Origin of the sequence: Nonomuraea lactucae, assembly GCF_003313395.1 — a bacterium.
In the GTDB taxonomy this organism is placed as follows: domain Bacteria; phylum Actinomycetota; class Actinomycetes; order Streptosporangiales; family Streptosporangiaceae; genus Nonomuraea; species Nonomuraea lactucae.
The window spans coordinates 1-26280 of sequence record NZ_QNFZ01001050.1 but is presented as its reverse complement, the minus strand read 5'-3'; the positions used below and the strand labels follow the sequence as shown (position 1 = coordinate 26280).

Genomic DNA, 26280 nt, shown 5'->3' with positions numbered 1-26280 from the left:
GCCCCGGCCGCCCCAGCCGCGGTGGCCCCACGGCCCGCCCGGGCCCCAGGGACCGCCGGGGCCCCACGGACCACGGCCGAACTCGGGCGGGAACGGGCGCCTGCCTCTGTGCCTCTCCTCGTGCGGCCCGTGGTGGTGCGGCCCGTGATGGCTGTGGTGCCGTCGTCCCGCCTCCTCCCACGCTCCGGCCACCGCCTTGAGGGCGTCGCGGGCGGCGCGCTTGAACTGCTTGAACTCTCGGGGGTCGGGCCAGGGCCCGCTCGCTGCGTGTGCGGAAGTCATAGTGATCTCCTACTTCGACTAGCTTTCGACTGTTCTAGATGCTTCAACGATATATCGGCAACATGTCGCTAGCAACGGCTCGGGGCAAGTGAGACAGATCACGAAAAAGTTCGGAAATACGGGAACACGATCGGGGATGGGGTCGTTGTCTCCATCAGACGAGGTCGTTCCGCGTCGGCAGGGCTGGGGGGTGCTGTCGGTGCGTGAGACGACCTCGTCTGCGTTTCCTGACTTTCACGGACAGGTTCTGGTGTCGTGTGGCTTCGCTCCGTCACCTCTGCGCCACCTCGACGCCCCGTGCGCGCGCGCTTTGCCGTACAGTCCGGATCATGATGGGTCACACGCACGCGATGACGGGGGCCATCGCCTGGCTGGGGCTGGCGCCTGGGCTCGCGGCGCTGCCGATGGTGATGGATTCGAGCCGGTACATCGAGACCGGGATCATGGCGAACGCGCTCAGCCCGGCGGAGCTCCTCGCCGGGGCCATCATCTGCGCCGGCGCGGCGATGCTGCCCGACCTCGACCATCCCAGCGCGACGATCGCGCAGACGTTCGGGCCCGTGACCTGGTTATTGAGCAAGGCGGTCAACTGGCTGGGCGGCGGGCACCGGGGCGCCACCCATTCGCTGGCCTTCGCGCTCGCGCTGGGGTTCGGGGCGCACTGGCTGGCCAGTTCCTATCCGATCGGCCGTGACGTCCTGGTCGTGCTGCTCATCGGGCTGGCGCTGCGGGCGATCGGCATCGGGATCCCCGGCAACAAGGCGGGCTCGGCCCTGATCAACGTCGGCCTGACCGCCGGGCTGTACGCGGTGTTCCTGTCGCTGGGCGTCGGCTACGCCTGGCTGGGGCTGGCCGTGGCCATCGGCTGCTTCATCCACGTGGTGGGCGACTGCATGACGGAGAAGGGCTGTCCGGTGCTCTGGCCGATGTCGGTCAGGTTCGTGCTGCCATGGAAGATCGGCATCAAGACCGGCCAGAAGTTCGAGCAGAAGATCCTGGCTCCCGTGCTGTCCGTGGCGATCCTCGGGCTGCTCTTCCTCCGGCTCGGCCCCGTTTAACTTGATGTCGAGATATTTCGGATATATCTTGACGTCGAGACATCCGCTGCAACCCTGCGGTTAGGGTCACCTAACGTGCTGAGCTGTCCCGCGGTGCGGCAGGATTCAACTTGAGCAACTGTCTATGGAGGAGGCGAATCACCGTGTCCGCGAACAGCTTCGGCAGCCGTGACACGCTGCGCGTCGGAGACGCGTCATATGAGATCTTCCGGCTGGATGCCGTCGAGGGCGCTGCCCGCCTCCCGTACAGCCTGAAGATCCTCCTGGAGAACCTCCTCCGCACCGAGGACGGCGCGAACATCACGGCTGACCACATCAGCGCGCTGGGCGGCTGGGACCCCGGGGCGGCGCCCAGCGTGGAGATCCAGTTCACCCCCGCCCGCGTGATCATGCAGGACTTCACCGGCGTGCCCTGCGTGGTCGACCTGGCCACGATGCGCGAGGCCGTACGCGACCTGGGCGGCGACGCGGCCCGCATCAACCCGCTGGCCCCCGCCGAGATGGTCATCGACCACTCGGTCATCGTCGACTACTTCGGCCACCCCGACGCCTTCCAGCGCAACGTCGAGCGCGAGTACGAGCGCAACCGCGAGCGCTACCAGTTCCTGCGCTGGGGTCAGACGGCCTTCGACGAGTTCAAGGTCGTCCCGCCCGGCACCGGCATCGTCCACCAGGTCAACATCGAGCACCTCGCCCGCGTGGTCATGACCCGCGACGGCAGGGCCTACCCCGACACCTGCGTCGGCACCGACTCGCACACCACGATGGAGAACGGCATCGGCGTCCTCGGCTGGGGCGTCGGCGGCATCGAGGCCGAGGCCGCGATGCTCGGCCAGCCGATCTCCATGCTGATCCCGCGCGTGGTCGGCTTCAAGCTGAACGGCAAACTGCCCGCCGGCGCCACCGCCACCGACCTGGTGCTCACCATCACCGAGATCCTGCGCCAGCACGGCGTGGTCGGCAAGTTCGTGGAGTTCTACGGCGAGGGCGTCTCCAGCGTGCCGCTGGCCGACCGGGCCACGATCGGCAACATGAGCCCCGAGTTCGGCTCCACCTGCGCCATCTTCCCCATCGACGGCCAGACCGTCGACTACCTGCGCCTGACCGGCCGCTCCGAGGAGCAGATCGCCCTGGTCGAGGCGTACGCCAAGGCGCAGGGTCTGTGGCTCGACCCGGCCGCGCCCGAGCCGGTCTTCTCCGAGTACATCGAGCTCGACCTGTCCACGGTCGTCCCGTCGATCGCCGGCCCCAAGCGTCCGCAGGACCGCATCGCGCTCTCCGACGCCAAGAAGGCCTGGCGCGCGGCCGTCAAGGACTACGCGCCGAGCGTGCAGGGCCCGGTCGACGAGGCGTCCGACGAGTCGTTCCCCGCGTCCGACCCGCCCGCGATCAGCCACGACGGCAACGGCGACAAGCCGCACCCCAGCCTGCTCAACGGCACGCGTCCGCACAAGAGGGTGCCGGTCACGCTGGCCGACGGCACCTCGTTCGAGATCGACCACGGCATCGTGGCCATCGCCGCGATCACCTCCTGCACCAACACCTCCAACCCGTACGTCATGCTCGGCGCGGCGCTCCTGGCGCGCAACGCCGTGGAGAAGGGCCTGACCCGCAGGCCGTGGGTGAAGACCTCCCTGGCCCCGGGCTCGCAGGTCGTCACAGGCTACTTCGAGCGGTCGGGGCTCCAGCCGTACCTCGACAAGATCGGCTTCAACCTGGTCGGCTACGGCTGCACGACCTGCATCGGCAACTCCGGCCCGCTGCCCGAGGAGATCTCCGAGGCGGTCCAGGCCAACGACCTCGCGGTCACCGCCGTTCTGTCCGGCAACCGCAACTTCGAGGGCCGCATCAACCCCGACGTGAAGATGAACTACCTGGCCTCGCCGCCGCTCGTCGTGGCGTACGCGCTGGCCGGGACCATGGACATCGACCTAGACACCGAGCCGCTGGGCACCGGGGCCGACGGCGAGCCGGTGTTCCTGCGCGACATCTGGCCGTCGCCCGAAGAGGTCTCGGCCGTGGTCAACTCCTCGATCGGGCGCGACATGTTCGAGCGCGACTACGCCGACGTGTTCAAGGGCGACGACCACTGGCGGTCGCTGCCCGTCCCGACGGGCGACACCTTCGAGTGGGACCCCGACTCCACCTACGTCCGCAAGGCCCCCTACTTCGACGGGATGCCGGAGCAGCCGGAGCCCGTCTCCGACATCGCCGGCGCGCGGGTCCTGGTCAAGGTGGGCGACTCCGTCACCACCGACCACATCTCGCCGGCCGGCTCGATCAAGGTCGGCACGCCCGCCGCCCAGTACCTGGAGGCCCACGGCGTCGCGGTCAAGGACTTCAACTCGTACGGCTCGCGGCGCGGCAACCACGAGGTGATGATCCGGGGCACGTTCGCCAACATCCGCCTGCGCAACCAGATCGCGCCGGGCACCGAGGGCGGCTACACCCGCGACTTCACCCAGCCCGAAGCCCCGGTGACGTTCATCTACGACGCCTCGGTCAACTACGCCGCCGCCGGGACGCCGCTGGTGGTGCTGGCGGGCAAGGAGTACGGCTCGGGCTCGTCGCGCGACTGGGCGGCCAAGGGCACCGCGCTGCTCGGCGTGCGCGCTGTCGTCGCCGAGTCGTACGAGCGCATCCACCGCTCCAACCTGATCGGCATGGGCGTGCTGCCGCTGCAGTTCCCGGAGGGCGCCACCGCCGAGTCGCTCGGGCTGACGGGCGAGGAGACGTTCGACATCACCGGGGTGGAGGCGCTCAACGAGGGCGGCATCCCGCGCACGGTGCGCGTGCGGGCCGGTGACGTGGAGTTCGACGCGGTGGTCCGCATCGACACGCCGGGCGAGGCCGACTACTACCGGCACGGGGGGATCATGCAGTACGTCCTGCGCTCCCTCCTGGCCAAGGCGTAACCGCCCGCTCCGCCAGCTCCTTCGAGATCCCGCCGTCCTCGCTGATCAGCGAGGACGGCGGGATCTTCCGTGTATCCCCTCAGGAGACTCGTGCGGCCGGGGCCGTCCAGGTGTCGCAGGCGGCGGGGGAGCGCGTGGTGAAGCCGCGCTTGAGCCAGTAGGCCCGGTTGGTGCCCTTGCCGTGGCTGCGGTGGCCGTCGTCGTCACCGCTCGCCCTGGTGGCCTCCACGACGGCGGCCCAGTCGCCACCGGTGCGGGACAGGGAGCGCCACACGCCGCCGACGAACACCCCCGACAGGCAGTCGGCCTGCAGCTCGTAGCGCCGGGCGAGCTCCGGCTGGCGGGCGCGGTCGGCGCGCGCCCTCGCCTCGTAGTGACGCCGCAGGCCGGTCAGGCTCTGCAGGTGGTGGCCGTACTCGTGGGCGGCCACCTTGAGCGGATAGAGGTCCGTGCGGCCCTCCACCCACCAGCCGGCGAGCAGGAAGACCAGCGTGCCGCGTTCGGTGCAGTAGAAGGCCGACGCGCTGGAGGGCCACCGGACGCCGCACACCCGCGGCTCGGGGTCCTCGTAGAAGCGCGCCACCGGCTTCCGGTACGGCAGGCCGGCGCGGGCGAAGTGCCTGGACCAGGACGCGTCCAGGCACTTCAGCATGACGGTCAGGTACTCGCGCGTCCTCGGGACGTTCCCCCGGATCAGCGGCGGCTCGGGGCAGGAGGCGGCGGCCAGCTCGCCGCTCCCGGCGAAGGGACGGGGCACCCGGGCACCGTGAACGGGAGGAGCCAGGGCGGCAGCCCGCCCGGCTCCCTGCGCGGTCGCCCGCGTGGCCTCCCGCATGGTCGCTCGCACGGCCCCCTGCGGTGGCGTCGGCTGCCCGGTCGCCGCGGACGGCGGGGAGGCGAGGCAGGCCGCCACGAGGGGCACGAGGGGGAAGAGGCGGGCGGGGGAGAGGGGGAGCACGGTCAAGGAGCTTAGAGCAGCGCGGCGGGCCCGACTCTGGCACGATGTGAATAACCGCCCGGCGAACTATCACTTCGCCGGGCGGTCATGGTCATATCATCCGTTTGAGCACGGTGACGGCCTCGTTGACGACCTCATCCGGAGCGTGACCGACGTAGAACTCGAACCGCTCCGGCGACATGGCCCGGACCTGCTCGATCATGGCCCAGCTCGTCTTCCGCAGTCCCGATCCGTCGGGGCCGATCTTGACGTGCGTGAGATAACCGCGCTCACGCGTCGTCAGTGGAACGGCCAGGACCAGCCCCAGCTTCGAGTGGTTGAGCCGGTCGTTGCTGACGACGAGAACAGGACGGGGAAACCCCTGCTCCCGGCCGGTCGGCTCGCCGAAGTCGGCGAACCAGATGTCACCTTGCGTTACCTTCATCTTTCTCCTCGGGGAATGTGATGAGGCCCTCCCATTCGGGCGCGATCCGGTGTGAGCGGGATCGGGGGCCTACGAGCGTCTCGCGCTCGGCGACGTATGCGGCCCAGGACTCCGGGTCCTCTCTCTGGGTGCGCTCGATCTGGTCGTTGAGCTCCTCCCAGAAGTGCTTGCGTTCGTAGTCGTGGATTGCTTCGTTGAGCACCTCGGTCATGCTCCGGCCCTCCTGTCGGGCGATTCGGGCGATGCGGTCTCTCGTCGCGACGCTGACGCGTATTGTCGTTGCTGCTGCTTTTGGCTTCATGCTCATACTCCAGAGACTACGTCCGCGTCTATTCCGACCCTACGCCATCGCGATTACTCTCGCACCACGAACGGCAACAGAGAGTAAGGCTGATTGACTCTTCCCCATGACGGACGAGTCGTTGGTGTTGATCGTCGGTGGGCTGGCGGTGTTCGCCGGTGCGGTGGTGCAGGGGAGTGTGGGCTTCGGCCTGGGGCTCGTCGCCGCTCCGGTGATCGCGCTGCTCGATCCCGGGCTGATGCCCGGGGCGGTCCAGGTGGTGAACATGACGATGCCGCTGTTCACGCTCGCCGTGGAGTGGCGCCGGGCCGACTGGCGTGGGGTGGGGTTCGCGTTCCTGGCGCGGGTACCGGGAAGCGTGGTCGGTGCAGTCATTGTTGTCTACGTTTCCGTCTACACCCTGGGCGTCTTCGTGGGCATCATGGTGCTCGTGGCCGTGGCGTTGACCGCGCGGGCTGTGCACGTGCCGCGCAACAGGGCGACGATCGCCGCCGCCGGGTTCGTCTCGGGGATCACCGGCACCGCCACGGGCATCGGGGGGCCGCCGATCGCGCTGGTCTACCAGGACGCGAAGGGGCCGCAGATCAGGGCGACCCTGGCGATGTTCTTCTTCCTGAGCGCGGCGCAGACACTGGTCGTCCTCGCGCTCATCGACCGCCTGCCCGCGCGGGCACTGGTCGTCGGGGTGAGCCTGATCGTGCCGATGGCCGCCGGGTTCGCGGTGTCCGGGCCGGTGCGCAGGTACGTGGACGCGGGCAAGGTGCGCCTGGCCGTGCTCGTGGTGGCCACGGCCTCCGCCGTGCTCCTCATCGCGCAGAGTCTCGCGCTGTGAGGACGCCCACCAGGAAAGCGCTTGCTAGGCGACTGCCAGGTGAACATCACGTGGCCGGGCGAGTCGCACAGGTTGAGCGCGCGTTTCTGGATTGTTACCCGGAACAACAAACTCCGCCTTGCCTGGGGCTTCCAAAGCAGGCCGCGGGGGAATACGTTGCCGCAAACAACATTCATCCGGGCCCCTCCGGAAGAAAGGACCCTGCACTATGCGCATGGGGATCCTCAGCATGACCGCCGCGGCAGCCGTGCTCGCCCTTGGTCTCACCGCCTGCGGGGGCGACAGCGGTCAGACCCCGGCCGGTTCCACGGCACAGCCGACGCAGAAGACCGGCAAGATCGGCGTCATCCTGCCCGACAGCAAGTCCTCGGCTCGGTGGGAGACGGCGGACCGCAAGTACCTGGAAGAGGCGTTCAAGGCCGCCGGGGTGCAGTACGACATCCAGAACGCCCAGAACGACAAGACCGCCTTCCAGACCATCGCCGACCAGATGATGACCAACGGCGCGACCGTGCTGATGATCGTCAACCTGGACAGCGGGACCGGCAAGACCGTGATCGACAAGGCCAGGTCCCAGGGCGTGGCGACCATCGACTACGACCGGCTCACGCTCGGCGGAAACGCGGCCTACTACGTCAGCTTCGACAACAGCAAGGTCGGGACCCTCCAGGGCGAGGGCCTCGTCAAGTGCCTGTCCGAGAAGAAGGCCGAGAAGCCGATCGTGGCCTACCTCAACGGCTCGCCGACGGACAACAACGCCACCCTGTTCAAGCAGGGCTACGACGGCGTGCTCAAGCCCAAGTTCGACTCCGGCGAGTACGTCAAGGGCCCGGACCAGGCCGTGCCCGAGTGGGACAACACCCAGGCCGGCACGATCTTCGAGCAGATGCTGACCAGCCAGCCGAAGATCGCCGGTGTGCTGGCCGCCAACGACGGCCTCGGCAACGCCGCCATCACCGTGCTGAAGAAGAACAACCTCAACGGCAAGGTGCCCGTCACCGGCCAGGACGCGACCGTGCAGGGTCTGCAGAACATCCTCGCGGGCGACCAGTGCATGACCGTCTACAAGGCCGTCAAGAAGGAGGCCGACGCCGCCGCCAAGCTCGCGGTCTCGCTGGCCAAGGGCGAGAAGCCCCAGGCCACCGGTAGCGTCAAGGACCCGGAGACCGGCCAGAACGTCCCGGCCGAGCTCCTGGAGCCGCAGGCCATCACCATCGACAACGTGAAGGACGTGGTGGCCGACGGGTATGTCACCAAGGAGGAGCTGTGCACCGGCGACTTCGCCGCCAAGTGCACGGACGCGGGAATCCAGTAGCCCCGGACTCCGGTGACCCCGGAATCCGGTGACGCAGGAACCCAGTAACGAAGCGGAACGGGGTACGGCCGGCGCCATGGCGCCCGGCCGTGCCCCTCACCGAGGGAGACCCATGACCCCCCTGCTCGAAGTGCGCGGCGTCGACAAGAGCTTCGGCCCCGTGCAAGTCCTGCACGACGTCAACTTCCAGGCCCACGCCGGCGAGGTCACCGCGCTCGTCGGCGACAACGGCGCGGGCAAGTCGACGCTCGTCAAGTGCATCGGCGGGATCCATCCCATCGACTCCGGAGACATGCTCTTCGACGGCGCCCCCGTCCACGTGCACGGCCCGCGCGACGCGGGCGAGCTCGGCATCGAGATCGTGTACCAGGACCTGGCGCTCTGCGACAACCTCGACATCGTCCAGAACATGTTCCTGGGCAGGGAACGCCGCAGCGGCCTGGTGCTCGACGAGGCGACGATGGAGGAGCTCGCCGAGCAGACCCTGAGCGGCCTGTCCGTGCGCACGGTCAAGTCCATCCGGCAGCAGGTCTCCAGCCTGTCCGGCGGCCAGCGGCAGACCGTCGCCATCGCCAAGGCCGTCCTGTGGAACAGCAAGGTCGTCATCCTGGACGAGCCCACCGCCGCGCTGGGCGTCGCCCAGACCGCGCAGGTGCTGGAACTGGTGCGCAGGCTCGCCGACACCGGCCTGGCCGTGGTCCTCATCTCGCACAACATGAACGACGTGTTCGCCGTCTCCGACCGGATCGCGGCGCTCTACCTCGGCAGGATGGCCGCCCAGGTCAAGACCGCCGACGTGACGCACGCGCAGGTCGTCGAACTGATCACCGCCGGCCGGAGTGGGGACCTCGGCCTGAAGAACGGGGTCACCCCATGAGCAAGGTCAAGGAACTTCCCGGCGAGGCACAAGTCGAGGCCGTCAGGCAGCCGTCGATCGGGCACAGCGTCCGCGCCTACACCGAGCGGGTGCGCAGCGGCGACATGGGCGCCCTGCCCGCCGTGCTCGGACTGATCGTGCTCTGCACGGCCTTCGCGATCGCCCGCCCCTCCTTCCTCACCGCCATCAACTTCGCCAACCTGTTCACCCAGGGCGCCGCGATCACCGTGATCGCGATGGGCCTGGTGTTCGTGCTGCTGCTCGGCGAGATCGACCTGTCGGCCGGCTTCACCAGCGGCGTCTGCGCGGCCGTCCTCGCGGTCCTGGTGACGAACATGGGCATGCCCTGGTACGTGGGCGTGCTGGCGGCCATCCTCACCGGCACGGTCATCGGCAGCGTGCTCGGCACGCTGGTGGCCAAGGTCGGCATACCGTCGTTCGTGGTGACGCTCGCCGCGTTCCTCGCCTTCCAGGGGCTCGTCCTGGTGCTGGTGCACGAGGGCACGAACATCTCGATCAACGACCCGGTCATCAAGGCCATCGCGCAGAAGAACCTTCCGCCCGCGCTCGGCTGGGCGCTGTACGCCGGGTGCGTCGCGATCTACGCGCTCGTCCAGATCGTGCGGGCGCGCAAGCGGGCCGCGCGCGGCCTGGTGGCCGACCCGCTCTCGCTGATCGCGGCCCGGGTCGGCTCGCTGGCCGTGATCGGCGGGGCCGCCGTCTACGCGCTGAACCTGGAGCGCAGCTTCAACCCGGCGTTCGCCTCGCTCAAGGGCGTGCCCATCGTCGTGCCGATCATCGTCGCGCTGCTGGTCCTGTGGACGTTCGTGCTGCGTCGCACCGGGTTCGGCCGGCACCTGTACGCCGTGGGCGGCAACGCCGAGGCGGCCCGCCGGGCCGGCATCGGGGTGGACCGGATCAAGGTCTCCGCGTTCATGATCTGCTCGTCGATGGCCGCGGTGGGCGGCATCATCGCCGCGTCCAGGGCCAGCTCGGTCGACCCGAACACCGGCGGCAGCTCCGTGCTGCTGTACGCGGTGGGCGCGGCCGTGATCGGCGGCACCAGCCTGTTCGGCGGCAAGGGCCGGGTGCTCGACGCCGTCCTCGGCGGCGCGGTCATCGCCGTCATCGACAACGGCATGGCCCTGATGCAGTACGGCGCCAGCGTCAAGTACCTGGTGACCGGGTTCGTGCTGCTGCTCGCCGCCGGCGTCGACGCCATCGCCCGTAAGAGGGCCTCCGCCGCTGGTCTAAGGTGAGCATCGACTCCCACCCCAAGGATTCACAGACGATGCGTGCCGGCCCTTCCCAGGAGGACATCAGGCGCCACAACCTCGGCGCCCTGCTGCGCCATGTCCACCTGGGCGGGCCGATCTCGCGGGCCGAGCTCACCACCAGGATGGGCCTCAACCGCAGCACCATCATGGCGCTCACGTCCGACCTCACCGCCGCCGGGCTGGTGCGCGAGGAGCTGCCCCGCGAGACCGGCCGCGCCGGCCGGCCCTCGCTGGTCGTGCGCCCCGAGTCGTCGCGGGTGTACGTCTTCGCCTTCGACGTCGGTCCCGACCGGCTGGCGGTGGCCCGCGTGGGGCTGGGCGGGGCGATCCTCGATCGCAGGGAGGTCGCACGGCGGCGCGGCCCGTTCGAGCTGGAGGAGCTGGCCGGGATGCTGGCCGGGTTCGCCAGGCAGATGCGGCGCAAGACCCGCGACGACACGGTCTGCGTGGGCGCCGCCGCGGCGGTCTCCGGCGGCGTGCGCAAGGGCGACGGCGTGATCAGGTTCGGCCCCAACCTGCAGGCGGAGGAGGTGCCGTTCGGCGAGGAGCTGGGCCGCAGGCTCGGCCTCGGGCTGCCGGTCAGCGTCGGCAACGACGCCAACCTGGCGGCGCTGGCCGAGCACAGCCGCGGCGTCGGCATGGCCGTGCGCGACCTGCTCTACCTGCACGGCGACGTCGGCATCGGCGGCGGCATCATCGCGGGCGGCCACCTGCTGGGCGGCCACGAGGGCTACGGCGGCGAGGTCGGCCACATGGTCGTCAACCCGGGCGGGCGGGCCTGCGGCTGCGGCTCGTCCGGCTGCCTGGAGGCGGAGGTGGGGGAGCGGGCGCTGCTCGAGGCGGCCGGCCGGCTCAACCCCCACCCTGACGCCCACCAGGGCCGCGAGGCCGTGCGGGCCGTGGTCGACGCCGCCGACCGGGGCGACATCAGGGCGCAGGAGGCGCTCAAGCGGGTGGGCGACTGGCTCGGCCTCGGCGTCGCCAACCTGGTCAACATCTTCAACCCCGAGATGGTCGTCTTCGGGGGCATGCTCCGGGAGGTCTACCTGGGCTCGGCGGCTCAGGTGCGCACCAGGCTCGCGCTGCACGCCATGGCGCCGCAGCGCGAGAAGCTGCGTTTACGAACCTCATCGCTGGCCGACGACGCGACGCTCGTGGGCGCGGCCGAGCTGGCCTTCGCCCACGTGCTCGCCGACCCCCTGGAGGCGCTGGCCCGGGTGCAGGGCTAGGCGACGCGCGAGGGCGAGGCCGTCCAGGTGTTGCAGAAGCGGGCCGAGCCGCCGCGGTAGCCGCGGTTCTGCCAGTAGGCGAGGTTGCGCGGCTTGCCGTGCACCTTGCTCTCGCTGGCCTCGCCGACCGCGTCGATCCACTCCGCCCAGGTGATCCCGGGGTCGATCGAGTCGAGCGTGGCGCTGTAGAAGACGCCGGCGAAGCACTCGGCCTGCATCTCCAGGCGGTGGCTGACGATGGAGCGGGCGGTGCCGCGGGCGCGCCAGTACTGCCGGTTCTGCTCGTCGAGCATGCCGGTGAGCTGCTGCACGTGGTGGCCCCACTCGTGCGCGACCGAGTGGGCGATGTTCATCCTGAACGGATCGCGCACGTCCCGCTTCATGATCCGGATCGCCACCGTGCGCTGCATGGGGCAGTACTGCGCGCCGTTGCTGGTGATCTTCCCGCAGACGGACGAGCTGCCCGTGGTGATCGCGATCCTCGGGGAGCTGTAGCGCAGGCCGGCCGCCTTGAAGCGAGTGGCCCAGAAGCGGTCCGCGCAGCGGGCCATGGCCCGGTGGAACGCCTTGACCGACGCCACGCTGCCCTCGCGGATGCCGGCGACCGAGCACGACTGGGGCGAGGTGCTGCCGGACCGGTAGATCTTGTTACTGGCCAGGACGGCCGGTGGTGCAGCGACCGTGGCCCCGGCGCTGGGCTGGGCGGCCTCCGCGCCGGCCGTACCCGAAAGGGTCAGACCCACGGTCATGCAGACAGATGCTGCGAGAAGGGGAATACGCACGATCGCGGATACTAGACCAGTTCGTGGGGGTTTGTTGGCCAGTCCTCTACATTGCCTCGCGTAGCCGCCGTGCCTGGCCGCAGGCGGCGGCGCGGTCGTGCCCGGAGCGGCACGACCGCGCTGGTCGTGTGGCCGAGGTACGCGCGGCCCGGGTGCGGCTAGGCGACGTACCTGGGCGACACGGACCAGGTGTTGCAGGCCCCGGGCGAGCCCGAGTTGAAGCCGCGGTTCATCCAGAACGCCTGCGTCGAGCCCTTGCCGTGGTCGTTCTGCGTCCAGCCCTTGTGGCCGTTCTTGCGGAACCACTCGACGGTGGCGTCCCACTGGGCCGGGTCCACGGGCAGGGTGTCCCTGACCGAGCTCATGAAGACCGAGGAGAAGCACTCGGCCTGCAGCTCCGAGCGGCGGGACAGCAGCAGCCGGCCCGACGTGCCGGCCGAGGCCCTGGCGACCGCCCAGTAGTTCCAGATGCCGGAGATCTGCTGCACGTGGTGGCCGTACTCGTGGGCCATCAGGCGGGTGATGCCCAGCGCGAACGGGTTCCGGAGCTGGGTGCGGGTGATCAGCATGTACATCGTGCGGTCGGTGGAGCAGTAGACGCCGTCCGCGCCGGGGTTCCACGTGCCGCAGGGGGTGCGCACCTTGCGGGTGATGATGCGCAGCCGGGGCTTGCTGAACGAGAGCCGGGCCTTGCGGAACTGGGTGGACCACGACCTGTTCAGGCAGCCGGTCACCCTGGTCAGGAAACGCTTGTACGCGGCGGTGCTGCCCCTCGGCAGGCTGCCCGGCGAGCAGTTGGAGCTCGCCAGCCGCCCCGTCTTGTACAGCGGGTTGGCCGTCGCGGCGGCCTTGCCCCGCGGCGGCGCGGCCACCGGCCGCTGCTCCGAACGGGTGGTCACGGGCTGGGCTTGCGCTGACGCGGTACCCGCGCCCACCAGCGAGATCAGCACGCCGGCGGCCGCGAGTGTCGTCAGTTTCCTCATGGGGAGAGTGTTCATAGTGAGGGAAAGACTAGGTCAAGATCGTACAAATATGGGTGCAATTGACTTGATGGGGTCAGCTACGCGTCCACGAACTAGACTTCAACCCGTCGGCGCAAAGTGGCAGAGGGGATCGCTTCCGTGAGCGGGTTGCTGGGCTCGGTTGAGGGACCGCACGACGTCAAACGGCTCGATGCCGAGCAGCTGCCGGTGCTGGCGGGCGAGATCCGCGACCTGCTCGTCGACTGCTGCTCCAGGTTCGGCGGTCATCTAGGGCCCAACCTGGGCGTGGTCGAGCTGACGATCGCCGTCCACCGGGTGTTCGACTCCCCGCGCGACCCCATCGTCTGGGACACCGGCCACCAGGCGTACGTGCACAAGCTGCTCACCGGGCGGGCCGCCGGCTTCGGCGCGCTGAAGCAGGAGGGCGGCCTGTCCGGCTACCCGAGCCAGGCCGAGTCCGAGCACGACCTCGTCGAGAACTCCCACGCCTCCACCGCGCTGTCCTACGCCGACGGCCTGGCCAAGGCGTTCAAGCTGCGCGGCGAGCGCGACCGCACGGTCGTCGCCGTGATCGGCGACGGCGCGCTGACCGGCGGCATGGCCTGGGAGGCGCTCAACAACATCGCGGCCGTCAAGGACCTGCCGGTCGTCATCGTGGTAAACGACAACGGCCGCTCCTACTCCCCGACGATCGGCGGCATCGCCTCCCACCTGTCCAAGCTCCGCGTCACCCGCCGCTACGAGGACTTCCTCGACTACGTCAAGGAGAAGATCGGCAACGTACCGGTCCTCTACGACGCGCTCCACGGGTTCAAGAAGGGCGTCAAGGACGTCCTGGCGCCGCAGGTGATGTTCGAGGACCTCGGCCTCAAGTACGTCGGCCCCATCGACGGCCACGACGAGCAGGCCATGGAGGCGGCGCTGCGCAAGGCCCGCGACTTCCGAGGCCCCGTCATCGTGCACGCGCTCACCCAGAAGGGCCGCGGCTACTCTCCCGCCGAGAACCACGACGAGGACCAGTTCCACTCGCCCGGCGCCTTCGACCGGCTCACCGGGGCGGAGAAGCCGAAGGGCCGCATCTGGACCAACGTGTTCAGCGAGGAGCTGGTCAGGCTCGGCAAGGAGCGCGACGACATCGTCGCGATCACCGCGGCCATGCTCCACCCGACCGGCCTGGCCGCGTTCGCCGAGGCCTACCCCGAGCGCGTCTACGACGTCGGCATCGCCGAGCAGCACGCGCTCACCAGCGCCGCCGGCCTCGCGCTCGGCGGGCTGCATCCGGTCGTGGCCGTCTACGCGACCTTCCTCAACCGCGCCTTCGACCAGCTCCTCATGGACGTGGCGCTGCACCGGCTGCCGGTCACCGTGGTGCTCGACCGCGCGGGCGTCACCGGCGACGACGGCGCCAGCCACAACGGCATGTGGGACCTGTCGGTCCTGCAGGTGGTGCCCGGCCTGCGCATCGCGGTGCCGCGCGACGGCGAGCGGCTGACCGAGCTGCTCGGCGAGGCGGTGGCCGTCTCCGACGGGCCCACGGTGCTCCGCTTCCCCAAGGGCCCGGTCGCCGAGCCGGTCGACGCGGTGGGCAGGCTCGGCGAGATGGACGTGCTGCTCGCCGGTCCCGGCGAGCCCGACGTGCTGCTGGTCGGCGTCGGCCCCATGGCCCAGGTCTGCCTGGACGCCGCGGCGCTGCTCGACGCCCAGGGCATCTCGGCCACCGTCGTCGACCCGCGCTGGGTCAAGCCGCTCGACGAGGCCCTCGCCCTGGCGGCGGGCGCGCACCGGCTGGTCGCCGTCGTCGAGGACAACGGCAGGGTCGGCGGCGTCGGTGACGCGGTGGCCCGCCTGCTGCGCGACGCCGACGTCGACGTGCCCGTACGCACCTTCGGCATCCCGCAGCGCTTCCTCGACCACGCCAAGCGGGCCGCGATCCTAGGCCGGATCGGGCTCACCGGCCAGGACCTCGCCCGCCAGATCACCGAGGCGGTCGCCAGGCGGAGCCTGCCGATCGACACGCCGCCCGCCCGTCGCTGAGCAGTCGCGAGTGCGCGTGCATGATCACCTGAGGTGTGGGAATGGTCTCAGATCGTGGACATCCTTCGCACCAAATCCGTTGAGCAGTCCATCAGGGACACCGAGGCCCCCGAGCACCAACTGCGCAAGCGGCTGACCGCCGTGGACCTGACGGTCTTCGGCATCGGGGTGATCATCGGCACCGGCATCTTCGTGCTGACCGGCCAGGTCGCCAAGCTGACGGCCGGTCCGGCCGTGGCCCTCTCGTTCGTCGTGGCGGGCGTCGTGTGCGGCCTGGCCGCCCTGTGCTACGCGGAGTTCGCCTCGACGATCCCGGTGGCGGGCTCCGCCTACACCTTCTCCTACGCCACCCTCGGCGAGTTCCCCGCCTGGATCATCGGCTGGGATCTGATGCTGGAGATGGCGCTGGCGGCCGCGGTGGTCGCCGTCGGCTGGTCCGGCTACTTCGGTGCGCTGATGTCCTCGATCGGCCTGCCGCTGCCCGCCTCGATCGCCGGCGACGACCCCGTGGTGAACGTGCCCGCGATGGTCGTCGTGCTGATCCTCACCGCGGTGCTCGTGGCCGGCATCAAGCTGTCCTCGCGCGTCAACGAGGTCATCGTGGCCATCAAGGTCGCCGTGATCCTGCTGGTCATCGTGGCGGGACTGTTCTTCGTGAAGCCGGCCAACTACTCGCCGTTCATCCCGCCGCCGGTGCCCACGGAGCAGGTGGCCGGGCTGAAGGCGCCGCTCATCCAGGTGCTGTTCGGGCTGACGCCCGTCTCGTTCGGCGTCATCGGCATCTTCTCCGCCGCGGCGATCGTGTTCTTCGCGTTCATCGGCTTCGACATCGTCGCCACCGCCGCCGAGGAGACCATCCACCCGCAGCGTGACGTGCCGCGCGGCATCATCGGATCGCTGGCCATCTGCACGGTCCTGTACGTCGCGGTGTCGCTGGTCGTCGTGGGCATGCAGAAGTACACCCAGCTGAGCACCTCCGCCCCGCTCGCCGACGCCTTCACCGCGGTCGGCCAGACGTGGGCGGCCGGGCTCATCAGCGTCGGCGCCATCGCCGGGCTCACCAGCGTGGTGATGATCCTCATGATGGGGCAGACCCGGGTGCTGTTCGCCATGTGCCGCGACGGGCTGCTGCCGCGGCCGATGGCGAAGGTGCATCCGAGGTTCGGCACCCCCGCCCGGCTCACCGTGATCATCGGGGTGGTGTCGGCGCTGCTGGCGGGCTTCATCTCGCTGGGGGCGCTGGCCGAGCTGGTGAACATCGGCACGCTCTTCGCCTTCGTGGTGGTCTCCGTCGGGGTGATCATCCTGCGCCGTACCCGGCCCGACCTGCCGCGGGCGTTCCGCGCGCCGATGGTCCCGCTGCTGCCGATCCTGTCGGTGCTGGCCTGCTTCTACCTGATGCTCAACCTGCCGGTCGAGACGTGGCTGAGGTTCGTGATCTGGATGCTCATCGGCGCGGTGATCTACTTCGCCTACGGCTACCGACGCAGCCGGGCGGCGACGCGCGTTCCGCAGGCGCCGCCCGGCTGACGGGGCCGGTCAGAACGCGAAGACTCCCGCGCCGGCCGCCTTGGCCCGGCACAGGTTGGTGTAGGTCCCGTTGTACGAGACGTTCCTGCCCTGCCAGGTGCCCGTGACGCCCACCTTGTACGGCTGGAACACCCAGCCGCAGTTGCCGGCCGGCTTCCGGAGGGCGCCCAGCTTGCCCCCGGCGCTGCGCAGCAGCGCGCAGGCCCTTGCCGGATCGGGGTGGTCCCCCCCGTCGGGGTCGCAGTTGAGCGTGTAGGTCCGGGGAGCCTGCCCGGCCGCCGTCACAGTGATCTTCAGAGTCGTCGACCGGTTGCCCCAGTCGGCCACCGCCGGTGCCGCGGCGAGCATCAGGAACGCCCCGCACAACGCCGTTGTCGTGATCGATCTCATGCGTGTCCTCTCCATCGGAGCACGAGAGCCTGGTGCGCATGGTGCTGGTGCGCACGATGCGCACGGTGTGCACGGTGTAGTTACCCGGCGCCTCGTCGGCCGCGGTCATGGATCGTTTCCCGGTTCGCCCATGTGATCGGCCACCGGGCAAAGGACGCAGAAAAGGGGACCCGCCGGGCGGGCCCCCTTTTGCCCCCTTTCGCCTGCGCCGGTCAGGCGGGCACCGATGCGACGCCCGGCTCCAGGAAGCGGGGGCGGGCGATGCCGGACCTGTCCAGGAACGGCGTGATGCCGCCGAGGTGGAACGGCCAGCCCGCCCCCAGGATCACGCACAGGTCGATGTCCTGGGCCGCGGCGACCACGCCCTCGTCCAGCATGATCCGGATCTCCTCGGCCAGCGCCTCCAGCACCCGCCGCCGCACCTCCTCGGACGTGGACGGCGAGCCGCCGCCCGCGAACAGGGCCACGGCCTCGGGGTCGAGCGTGAAGTCGGGCGCGTAGACGCCCGGCTTGCCGGAGGCGACCAGCTTGGCCATGTTCGCCGAGACCCCGAACCGCTCGGGGAACGCGGCGTGCAGCGTCTCGGCCACGTGCAGCCCGACCGCCGGGCCGACGAGCTGGAGCAGCGCGTACGGCGTCATCGGCAGCCCGAGGTCGTCCAGCGCGTGCTCGGCCGTCTCCAGCGGCGTGCCCTCGTCCACTGCGGCGACGACCTCGCCCATGTACCGGAGGAGCAGCCGGTTCACCACGAACGCCGGGGCGTCCTTGACCAGCACGGCCGACTTCTTGAGCGACCTGCCCACGGCGAACGCCGTGGCCAGCGTCGCGTCGTCCGTCGCGGCGCCCTTGACGATCTCCAGAAGCGGCATGACGGCGACCGGGTTGAAGAAGTGAAAGCCGACCAGCCGCTCCGGGTGCCTCAGCTCCGCGCCCATCTCGGTCAGCGACAGCGACGAGGTGTTGGTGGCCAGCGTGCACTCGGCCGGGACCACCGCCTCGACCTCGGCGAACACCTTCTTCTTGACCGCCATGTCCTCGAACACGGCCTCGATGACGAAGTCGGCGTCGGCGAAGGCGTCCTTGGTCAGCGAGCCGGTCACCAGTGCCTTGAGCCGGTTGGCCTGGTCGCCGGAGACGCGGCCCTTGGCCAGCAGCTTGTCGACCTCGGCGTGCACGTTCGCCACACCCTTGTCGAGCCGGGACTGGTCGAGGTCCGTCAGCACGACCGGCACCTCCAGCCGGCGGGCGAACAGCAGAGCCATCTGCGAGGCCATCAGGCCCGCCCCCACCACGCCGACCTTGGTCACCTTGCGGGCCAGTGACGCGTCCGGGGCGCCCGCCGGGCGCTTGGCCCGGCGCTGCACCAGGTCGAAGGCGTACAGGCCGGCCCGCAGCTCGTCGCCCATCAGCAGGTCGGCGAGCGCCTCGTCCTCGGCGGCGAAGCCCTCGTCGCGCGAGGCGGTGCGGGCCAGCGTGACGAGGTCGAGCGCCCGGTAGGGGGCGGGGGAGGCGCCGCGCAGCTTCATGTCCACGAGGAACCGGGCGTCGGCCACGGCCTTGTCCCAGTCGTCGCCGTCGTGGGAGGCGCGCTCGGGCGCGACCTCGCCCTTGACGACCCGGGCGGCCCAGCGCAGTGACTCCTCCAGGAAGTCCGCCGGCTCGAAGATCGCGTCGGCGACGCCCAGCTCGAACGCCTGAGCGCCCTTGATCATGCGGTTCTGCGAGAGCGGATTCTCGATGATCAGCTTGAGCGCGGCGGCCGGGCCGATCAGGCGGGGCAGCAACTGCGTGCCGCCCCACCCGGGCACGAGGCCGAGGAAGCACTCGGGCAGCGCCACCGCCGGGACGCCGGAGGAGATCGTCCGGTAGGTGCAGTGCAGCGCGACCTCCAGGCCGCCGCCCATCGCCGCGCCGTTCACCAAGGCGAACGACGGGATCGGCAGCTCGCCCAGCCGGCGGAACACGTGGTGCCCCAGCGCGCCGATCGCCAGCGCCTCCTCGCGCGAGGTGACGGCCGCGGCGGCCTTGAGGTCGGCGCCGACGGCGAAGACGAACGGCTTGCCGGTGACGCCGACCGCGACCAGGTCGGTGCGGGCGGCGATCTCCGACAGCGCGCCGTTCAGCGCGAACAGGCCGTGCGGGCCGAACGTGCTGGGCTTGGTGTGGTCGAAGCCGTTGTCCAGCGTGATGAGCGCCATCGTGCCCGCGCCGCCGGGCAGCTCCACGTCTCGCACCAGCGCCTTGGTGACGACTTCGTCGGTGCCGCGCTCGCTCAGCAGCGCCCGCCAGGTCTCAACATTGTTCATGCCAGGTTCTCCCAGATCACGGTGCCGCCCATGCCCATGCCGACGCACATGGTGGTGATGCCGTAGCGAACGTCGGGGCGCTCGCCGAACTGGCGCGCGAGCTGCGTCATCAGCCGCACGCCCGAGGAGGCCAGCGGGTGGCCGAAGGCGATGGCGCCACCGTAGGGGTTGACCCGGGCATCGTCGTCGGCGATGCCGAAGTGCTCCAGGAAGGCCAGCACCTGCACGGCGAACGCCTCGTTGATCTCGAACAGCCCGATGTCGGAGACGGACAGCCCCGCCAGGCGCAGCGCCCGCTCGGTGGACGGGATCGGGCCCACGCCCATCACCTCGGGATCCACCCCGGCGAAGGCGTAGGACACCAGCCGCATCTTCGGCGCCAGGCCCAGCTCGTCGGCGACCTCGCGGGCGGCCACGACGCAGCCCGTCGCGCCGTCGTTGATGCCGGAGGAGTTGCCCGCCGTGACGTGGCCGTGCGGGCGGAACGGCGTCTTCAGCCCGCTCAGGGCCTCCATCGTGGTGCCGGGCCGGGGACCCTCGTCGTCGACCGCGAGGCCCCAGCCCTTCTCGGCCGTCCTGACGGCGGTCGGGACCAGGTCGGGCTGGATCCTGCCGTCGGCGTACGCCTTGGCCACCTTCTCCTGGGAGAGCACCGCGTAGGCGTCGGCGCGCTCCTTGGTGATGGACGGATAGCGGTCGTGCAGGTTCTCGGCCGTCATGCCCATGACGAGCGCGCTCGGGTCGACGAGCTTCTCCGACAGGAAGCGCGGGTTGGGGTCCACGCCCTCGCCCATCGGGTGCCGGCCCATGTGCTCGACGCCGCCCGCGATGGCGACGTCGTACGCGCCGAACGCGATGCCGCCCGCGACGGTGGTGACCGCGGTCATGGCGCCCGCGCACATGCGGTCGATCGCGTAGCCGGGCACGGACTTCGGCAGCCCGGCCAGCACCGCCGCCGAGCGGCCGATGGTCAGGCCCTGGTCGCCGATCTGCGTGGTGGCGGCGATGGCGACCTCGTCCACCCGCTCCGGTGGCAGGTTGGGGTTGCGCCGGATCAACTCGCGGATGACGCGCACGACGAGATCGTCGGCGCGGGTCTCCGCGTACAGTCCTTTCGGCCCGGACCGGCCGAACGGCGTGCGCACGCCGTCGACGAACACGACGTCACGAGAGGAAGGCACGGATTCGCTCCTCGTTGCTGGACAGCTGTCGAGCCTATGCTACTCGCCAGTAACTAGTTGCCGTCCAGGGGACCTCGTGAAACGGGCGAGACGGGTGATGTGTAAGGGGTCGGCAACAATTTGTGGTGATGGTGCGAAATATCCGGACAACTGCGGGTTGGCTCTGTTAGTAAAGGTGACAGTCTGGAGTCGTACTGGAGAGGGTCAATGGTGGCGCGCGACGAGAACGACAGGTCGTACGAGGATGGCCAGGGGAGGCCGCTGAACCCGGAGTTGACCGGAGACGTCCTGTCGCCGCGGTGGAGCACCGACGACACCGACGAGCAGCCCGCCATCGTGGTCTCCGGCAACGAGACCTACATCATGCCGACGGAGGGCGCGGCCCCGGAGCCGTACGCCTCCCAGGACGGAGCGGCCGATGATTCGGCCGGCTACGCCGACGCCGACAGCGGCGCCCACCACACGCAGGACGCGACAGCCCTCTATGCCCCCGCCGATGAGGACGGCGACGACGTCGACGATGCCGGCGACGGCGAGCGGCGGCACGACCCCACCTATCTCCCGCTCGACGCGAGCTACGAGGCCTCGGCCGGCGACGAGCCACGGGAGACCCGGCGCGGCTTCCTCGGCTCCGGCTGGACCGACGCCGGGGACGACCCCGCTCCGGGCGACAAGGAGGTGCGCCGCCGCACCAAGGTGCTGCTGGTGGCCGCCGCCGCGGTCGTCCTGGCCGGTGCGGGCGCCGGCTGGCTGCTGTCCGGCACGTCGTCCGACGACCCGTGCGCGGGGGACCGCTGCGCCGGCGTCGGGCAGGTGAGCGCGCCGCCCCCCGAGTCGCCCACCCCGGAGGACACGGACCAGGGCCAGGACGAGCCGGTCGTCTCCTCGACGCCGGACCGCAGCGCGTCGCAGACCACCGCCCCCACGCCGGCGGACGTCAAGACCCGGGCGGAGCGGACGCCCACGCCGCGGGCCACGCCGACCCGCATCGGCGAGCCCACCGCCAGGCAGAGCGGCCGGGCCACGCCGGTGCCCGACGGCGTCGAGAAGACCGGCGCCGAGCGGCAGACGGGCACCGAGCAGAAGCAGCCGACGAGCCAGCCGACGCAGTCGACCCAGCCGCCCGCCACCCAGGCGCCGGCGCCCACCCCGACCAAGAGCGAGAAGGGGCTGATCGACATCCTGTTCCCCTGGAGCTGACGCCGCGCCCGGGGCGTGTAAGGATGCGTTCCCGGGAGCCGGTCTGGCAGACTGGGAAACCGCTTTCCGGGGAGGTGTCGTGGTCACGCTGGAAGACGTCGCCAGACAGGCGGGCGTCTCGCTCGCGACCGCCTCGCGCGTGCTCAACGGCAGCACCCGCCAGGTGGGCGCCGCCCTCCGCGCGCGGGTGGAGCGGGCCGCCGACGAGCTCGGCTACCGCGCCAACATGGCGGCCCAGACACTGGCCCGCGGGGCCAGCAACGTCATCGGCATCGTGGTGCACGACCTGACCGACCCCTACTTCGCCGCGCTCGCCGACGGCGCCATGCGCGCCGCCGCGGGGGAGGGCCTGCTCGTCATGGTGGGCACGACGCACCGCGACCCCGAGCAGGAGATCGCCTACGTGGCGACCCTGAACGCCCAGCGCGTGCGCGCCGTGCTGCTGGCCGGGTCGCGCGTGGACGACCCTGAGGTCACCGCGCGGCTGCGCCACGAGCTCGAACGCTACCGGGCCAGCGGCGGCCGGGTCGCCTGCGTCGGCCAGGACCTCCTGGGCGTCGACACCGTGGCGCCCGCGAACTACGAGGGCGGCGCGGCCCTCGCCCGGTCACTGGCCGGGCTCGGCCACACCCGCTTCGCGGTGCTGGCCGGACCGCCCAACCTGATGACCGCTCGCGACCGGTGCGCCGGCTTCGCCGCGGCGCTGGAGGAGCTCGGGCTGCCCGAGCCGCGGATCCTCCACGGGCCGTTCGACCGCGACGGCGGCTACGCGGCGGCGCGGCAGTCGCGCGACGCGACGTGCGTATTCGCGGTCAACGACGTGATGGCCGTGGGGGCGCTGGCCGCCTACCGGGAGCAGGGCGTCCGGGTGCCGGACGACGTGTCGGTGGCGGGCTTCGACGACATCGTCACGCTGCGCGACCACGTGCCCGCGCTGACGACCGTACGGTTGCCGCTGACGGACATGGGGGCTCTGGCGCTGGAGCTGGCGCTCGGCGCGGGGGAGCGGGCGGTCGTGGAGCGCGTCGCCGGAGAGGTGGTCCTGCGGGAGAGCGTCCGCCGCCTCTGACGGGTCCCGCTCGACGGCGCACGCGGCATCCGGTGCGTCCCGCGCGTTGGTGCGTCCCGCGCGTGAGCGCTTTCCGGTCCGGCTCGTCCGATGGTGCCGGGCGAGATCTGCCCGATAGCGTACGTGATGTCTGATGAGTCCCACTCGATCGCGAGCGGGACCTTGTGCTGGAACGGGACGCGGGAGGCGCGGTGAAGCTGGCGGTCAGCACGCTCGGGATGCCGGGCGAGGGGCTCGACAGAGCGATCGAGGTGGCCACGGAGCACGGGTGCCAGGGCCTGGAGCTCCGCCTGCACCCCGACACCGGCGTGCACCGGGACCTCGACCCGGACGAGCGGCGGTCGGTGCGCGCGCGGGTGGAGGACGCGGGGCTGGAGATCGCGGCGCTGGCCGGCTATACGCGGGTGTGCGAGCCGGGCCCGGACGGGCCCGTGGTCGGGCAGCTCCTCGGCGACCTGGAGCTCGCCGCCGACCTCGGCGCGCCCGGCGTGCGGGTCTTCCCGCGCGGTGAGGACGCGACCGTGGGCGCGCGCCGCCTCAAGGCCGTCTCCGGTACGGCCGGCGACCTCGGCCTGAAGGTGCTCGTCGAGACGCACGATCTCATGCCCACCGGAGCGGCGGTGGCCGGGCTCCTCGACGAGGCCGCCTGCCCCGGCACGACCGGTGCGCTGTGGGATCTGCTGCACCCGTGGCGCAACGGCGAGTCGCCCGCCGACACGTTCGCCGCTCTCGGGTCCTGGCTGGCGTACGTGCAGGTCAAGGACGCCGTGTCGGCGGAGGACAAGACGCCGGTGCCCATGGGGGCCGGCTCGGTGCCGCTGGACGAGTGCGGCGAGTTGCTGGGCGAGGCGGGCTACGACGGGTGGGTGTCGCTCGAATGGGAGCGGACCTGGTATCCCGACGTCGCCCCGGTCGAGGAGATCCTCCCGGGTGCCGCCACCTGGGTCCGGCGCTTCGGCAAGGCCGCCCGATGAGGGGCAAGGTCCTGGTCGTCGGGATGGACGGCCTGCGCTTCGACCGGCTGACCGCCCTGCGCCCGCCCGTGCTCGACACGCTGATGTCGACCGGCGCGTACGGCACCAGCCTGCTCCCGTACGGCGAGGACGACGGGACCCGCACCGAGTCCCCCGGCGAGGTCGTGCCGGAGAGGGCCGCGCTCGCGAACGCCCTCTCAGCCGCGACCGTCCCCGATCATGACGGGAGGGTCATCCGGGCGTGGAGCGACTCGGGCCCGGGCTGGTCGTCGATCGCGACGGGGGTGTGGCCGGACAAGCACGGTGTCGTGGACAACAACTTCGTCGGCGCACAGTACGCGAAATATCCGGACTTCTTGACCCGGGTCAAGGAGGCGCGGCCCGAGCTGGCCACCTCCGCGTTCTTCTCCTGGCCCGCGCTCGACGAGCACGCCACCTTCAGCACGGCCATCGACACCCGCGTGGTGTTCGACGGCTACGGCCACTCCTCCTGGTCCGCCGCCGACCGGCAGGTGGCCGAGGCGGCCCGCGAGCATCTGGCGGGCGCGGACCCGGACCTGACGTTCGTGTACCTCGGCGACACCGACGAGGTCGCCCACGAGCTCGGTCCCCACTGCCAGGAGTTCACCGACGCGCTCTTCACCCAGGACACCCAGCTCGGCGCGATGCTCGACGCGATCCGCGCGCGGCCGTCGTTCGCCGCCGAACGCTGGACCGTGCTGATCACGACCGACCACGGCCACGTGGACGAGGGTGGCCACGGCGGTGTCTCCGCCGCCGAGCGCACGGTGTTCGTCATCGCCAACCGCCTGGGAGACGACCTCGGCGGCGCGTCCCTCGGCGCGCCGAGGCTGGTGGACGTGGCGCCCACCGTGCTCGCCGTGTTCGGCGTCGAGCCGGACCCGGCCTGGGAGTGGGACGGGGAGGCGCTGCGGTTCTGACGCCCGGCCGGCGACCCGCCGCGTTGTTCATCAGGTGTTGAATTTCGTCTCGTCACGGGTCACACTCGTGACGGGACGACGAACGCCTGGGGTGTGAACGATGAACACGGCACTGCTGTTCTCCGAGATCGACGCCGGGATGCTCGCCGAGGTCGGCGGCAAGGCCGCCAACCTCGGCGAGCTGACCCGAGCGGGCCTGCCCGTCCCACCGGGCTGGACGCTCACCACCGAGGCCTACCGCCAGGTGGCGGAGGCGGCGGGGCTGGCGGAGGTCGTCGCCGAGGGCGGGCCCGGCCTGGCAGCGGCCGCCCGCTCGCGGCTGCTGGAGACGCCGGTGCCAGACAAGGTGGCCAAGGTCGTCATGGAGGCGTACGCCGGGCTCGGCGGCGGGCCGGTCGCGGTGCGCTCCTCGGCCACGGCCGAGGACCTGCCGTTCGCCAGCTTCGCCGGGCAGCAGGACACCTACCTGAACGTCGTCGGCCCCGACGCCGTGCTCGACGCCGTCCGCCGCTGCTGGGCGTCGCTCTGGACCGACCGGGCCGTCGCCTACCGCGACTCCAACGGCATCGACCACGCCGGCGTGCGGCTCGCGGTGGTCGTCCAGGTCATGGTGGACGCCCGGGTGGCCGGGGTGATGTTCACCGCCAACCCGGTGACGGGCAGACGCCACGAGGCGGTCATCGACGCGGCCCCCGGCCTTGGCGAGGCCGTGGTCTCCGGCGCCGTGAACCCCGACCGCTTCGTCGTCGACACCGCCACCGGCCGGATCCTCGAACGGCACGAGGGCGACAAGCGGCTCGCCGTCCGCTCCCTGCCCGGCGGCGGCACCGAGCGCGTCGAGGACGTGCCCGGGCCGACGGCCCGGGGCCTGTGCCTGACCGACGCTCAGGTGCGGGACCTGGCCGAGCTGGGCGCGCGCGTCGAGGGACTGTACGGGGCGCCGCAGGACACGGAGTGGGCGATCGACGGCGACGGCACGCTCTGGCTCACCCAGGCCCGGCCCATCACCACGCTCTACCCGCTGCCCGAGACCACTCGCGAGGGCCTGAGGGTCTACTTCAGCTTCAACGTCGCCCAGGGCGTCATGGGTCCGGTCACGCCGATGGGGCTGGCGGCGTTCCGGCTGGCGGGCTCCGGGGCGGCCCGGCTGTTCGGGTACGGCCCGGCGGAGATGAGGGACGGGCCCGCGTTCATGGCCGCGTCGGGCGGGCGCCTGTGGATCGACCTGACGACCGCGGTGCGCAGCAGGGCCGGCCGCGCGATCCTGCCGAGGCTGCTGACGCTGGGCGAGGCCAGGACGGCCGCCGTCCTGGACCGGCTCTTCGCCGACCCCAGGCTGCCGGTGGTGCACACCTCGCGCCGCCCCGTCCTGCGCGGGGTCGCCCGCTTCGCCCGCCGCGTCCACGCCCCGGCCCGCGTGCT

General features: G+C 71.0%; 22 protein-coding genes and 1 pseudogene. 14 read left to right on the top strand and 9 right to left on the bottom strand.

Features of this window, described 5'->3' with window-relative positions; translation table 11 throughout:
• Positions 1 to 282: pseudogene (locus tag DQW85_RS46245) on the bottom strand (PadR family transcriptional regulator); the annotation flags it as partial.
• Between the two features lie 329 nt (positions 283 to 611).
• On the opposite strand from DQW85_RS46245, the gene DQW85_RS40485 reads away from it, so the two are divergent.
• Together DQW85_RS40485 and acnA are read left to right on the top strand one after the other, a co-directional pair.
• Positions 612 to 1340, top strand: coding sequence for a metal-dependent hydrolase (locus DQW85_RS40485; protein ID WP_113705029.1), 729 nt, complete (start codon positions 612 to 614; stop codon positions 1338 to 1340).
• A gap of 143 nt (positions 1341 to 1483) precedes the next feature.
• Positions 1484 to 4255, top strand: coding sequence for an aconitate hydratase AcnA (gene acnA, locus DQW85_RS40480; RefSeq protein WP_113705028.1), 2772 nt, complete (start codon positions 1484 to 1486; stop codon positions 4253 to 4255).
• A gap of 79 nt (positions 4256 to 4334) precedes the next feature.
• Here acnA and DQW85_RS40475 read toward each other — a convergent pair whose 3' ends face one another.
• From DQW85_RS40475 to DQW85_RS40465, 3 genes are all read right to left on the bottom strand, one after another.
• Complete coding sequence (locus DQW85_RS40475; RefSeq protein ID WP_240197739.1) at positions 4335 to 5213, bottom strand: neutral zinc metallopeptidase; 879 nt, start codon at positions 5211 to 5213, stop codon at positions 4335 to 4337.
• Positions 5214 to 5304: 91 nt separating this feature from the next.
• Positions 5305 to 5637 (bottom strand): type II toxin-antitoxin system PemK/MazF family toxin, encoded by a 333-nt coding sequence (locus DQW85_RS40470; protein WP_113705026.1) that lies wholly within the window; start codon positions 5635 to 5637, stop codon positions 5305 to 5307.
• Positions 5618 to 5944 carry a ribbon-helix-helix protein, CopG family gene (locus DQW85_RS40465; protein ID WP_162795769.1) on the bottom strand — a complete coding sequence of 109 codons (327 nt, stop codon included), beginning with the start codon at positions 5942 to 5944 and terminating at the stop codon, positions 5618 to 5620. Before DQW85_RS40465 ends, DQW85_RS40470 begins: the two co-directional genes overlap by 20 nt.
• Before the next feature lie 100 nt (positions 5945 to 6044).
• On the opposite strand from DQW85_RS40465, the gene DQW85_RS40460 reads away from it, so the two are divergent.
• From DQW85_RS40460 to DQW85_RS40440, 5 genes are all read left to right on the top strand, one after another.
• Positions 6045 to 6770, top strand: a complete 726-nt coding sequence (locus DQW85_RS40460; RefSeq protein ID WP_113705024.1) for a sulfite exporter TauE/SafE family protein — start codon at positions 6045 to 6047, stop codon at positions 6768 to 6770.
• A gap of 214 nt (positions 6771 to 6984) precedes the next feature.
• Positions 6985 to 8085 (top strand): sugar ABC transporter substrate-binding protein, encoded by a 1101-nt coding sequence (locus DQW85_RS40455; protein ID WP_338043453.1) that lies wholly within the window; start codon positions 6985 to 6987, stop codon positions 8083 to 8085.
• Between the two features lie 112 nt (positions 8086 to 8197).
• Positions 8198 to 8962, top strand: coding sequence for an ATP-binding cassette domain-containing protein (locus DQW85_RS40450; RefSeq protein ID WP_113705022.1), 765 nt, complete (start codon positions 8198 to 8200; stop codon positions 8960 to 8962).
• Positions 8959 to 10221 (top strand): sugar ABC transporter permease, encoded by a 1263-nt coding sequence (locus DQW85_RS40445; RefSeq protein ID WP_113705021.1) that lies wholly within the window; start codon positions 8959 to 8961, stop codon positions 10219 to 10221. Before DQW85_RS40450 ends, DQW85_RS40445 begins: the two co-directional genes overlap by 4 nt.
• 32 nt (positions 10222 to 10253) lie before the next feature.
• Complete coding sequence (locus DQW85_RS40440) at positions 10254 to 11468, top strand: ROK family transcriptional regulator (RefSeq protein WP_113705020.1); 1215 nt, start codon at positions 10254 to 10256, stop codon at positions 11466 to 11468.
• On the opposite strand, the gene DQW85_RS40435 is transcribed toward DQW85_RS40440, so the two are convergent.
• Positions 11465 to 12217, bottom strand: coding sequence for a neutral zinc metallopeptidase (locus DQW85_RS40435; protein WP_113705019.1), 753 nt, complete (start codon positions 12215 to 12217; stop codon positions 11465 to 11467). The genes DQW85_RS40440 and DQW85_RS40435 overlap by 4 nt on opposite strands.
• A 191-nt stretch (positions 12218 to 12408) precedes the next feature.
• Entirely contained in the window at positions 12409 to 13233 is an 825-nt protein-coding gene (locus tag DQW85_RS40430; RefSeq protein ID WP_240197738.1) for a neutral zinc metallopeptidase, read from the bottom strand.
• A gap of 147 nt (positions 13234 to 13380) precedes the next feature.
• On the opposite strand from DQW85_RS40430, the gene dxs reads away from it, so the two are divergent.
• Together dxs and DQW85_RS40420 are read left to right on the top strand one after the other, a co-directional pair.
• Positions 13381 to 15267, top strand: a complete 1887-nt coding sequence (gene dxs, locus DQW85_RS40425; RefSeq protein ID WP_113705017.1) for a 1-deoxy-D-xylulose-5-phosphate synthase — start codon at positions 13381 to 13383, stop codon at positions 15265 to 15267.
• Between the two features lie 54 nt (positions 15268 to 15321).
• Positions 15322 to 16797 carry an amino acid permease gene (locus DQW85_RS40420; RefSeq protein ID WP_205315782.1) on the top strand — a complete coding sequence of 492 codons (1476 nt, stop codon included), beginning with the start codon at positions 15322 to 15324 and terminating at the stop codon, positions 16795 to 16797.
• Positions 16798 to 16806: 9 nt separating this feature from the next.
• On the opposite strand, the gene DQW85_RS40415 is transcribed toward DQW85_RS40420, so the two are convergent.
• From DQW85_RS40415 to DQW85_RS40405, 3 genes are all read right to left on the bottom strand, one after another.
• Positions 16807 to 17187 (bottom strand): SSI family serine proteinase inhibitor, encoded by a 381-nt coding sequence (locus tag DQW85_RS40415; RefSeq protein WP_205315781.1) that lies wholly within the window; start codon positions 17185 to 17187, stop codon positions 16807 to 16809.
• Positions 17188 to 17399: 212 nt separating this feature from the next.
• Positions 17400 to 19493: a 3-hydroxyacyl-CoA dehydrogenase NAD-binding domain-containing protein gene (locus DQW85_RS40410; protein WP_113705015.1), complete on the bottom strand. Its 2094-nt coding sequence runs from the start codon at positions 19491 to 19493 to the stop codon at positions 17400 to 17402.
• The gene (locus DQW85_RS40405) at positions 19490 to 20653 is read right to left on the bottom strand and encodes a thiolase family protein (RefSeq protein ID WP_205315783.1); all 1164 of its coding nucleotides are present in this window, start codon (positions 20651 to 20653) and stop codon (positions 19490 to 19492) included. Before DQW85_RS40405 ends, DQW85_RS40410 begins: the two co-directional genes overlap by 4 nt.
• Positions 20654 to 20881: 228 nt before the next feature.
• On the opposite strand from DQW85_RS40405, the gene DQW85_RS40400 reads away from it, so the two are divergent.
• The 5 genes from DQW85_RS40400 to DQW85_RS40380 all read left to right on the top strand — a co-directional run.
• Positions 20882 to 21874, top strand: a complete 993-nt coding sequence (locus DQW85_RS40400; RefSeq protein ID WP_113705013.1) for a hypothetical protein — start codon at positions 20882 to 20884, stop codon at positions 21872 to 21874.
• A gap of 79 nt (positions 21875 to 21953) precedes the next feature.
• Positions 21954 to 22943, top strand: a complete 990-nt coding sequence (locus DQW85_RS40395; RefSeq protein WP_113705012.1) for a LacI family DNA-binding transcriptional regulator — start codon at positions 21954 to 21956, stop codon at positions 22941 to 22943.
• 191 nt (positions 22944 to 23134) lie between these two features.
• Positions 23135 to 23917, top strand: a complete 783-nt coding sequence (locus tag DQW85_RS40390; protein WP_113705030.1) for a sugar phosphate isomerase/epimerase family protein — start codon at positions 23135 to 23137, stop codon at positions 23915 to 23917.
• Positions 23914 to 24858 carry an alkaline phosphatase family protein gene (locus DQW85_RS40385; RefSeq protein WP_205315780.1) on the top strand — a complete coding sequence of 315 codons (945 nt, stop codon included), beginning with the start codon at positions 23914 to 23916 and terminating at the stop codon, positions 24856 to 24858. Before DQW85_RS40390 ends, DQW85_RS40385 begins: the two co-directional genes overlap by 4 nt.
• A gap of 100 nt (positions 24859 to 24958) precedes the next feature.
• Positions 24959 to 26280: PEP/pyruvate-binding domain-containing protein (locus tag DQW85_RS40380; RefSeq protein WP_275888302.1), on the top strand; the 1322-nt coding region annotated here is incomplete at its 3' end.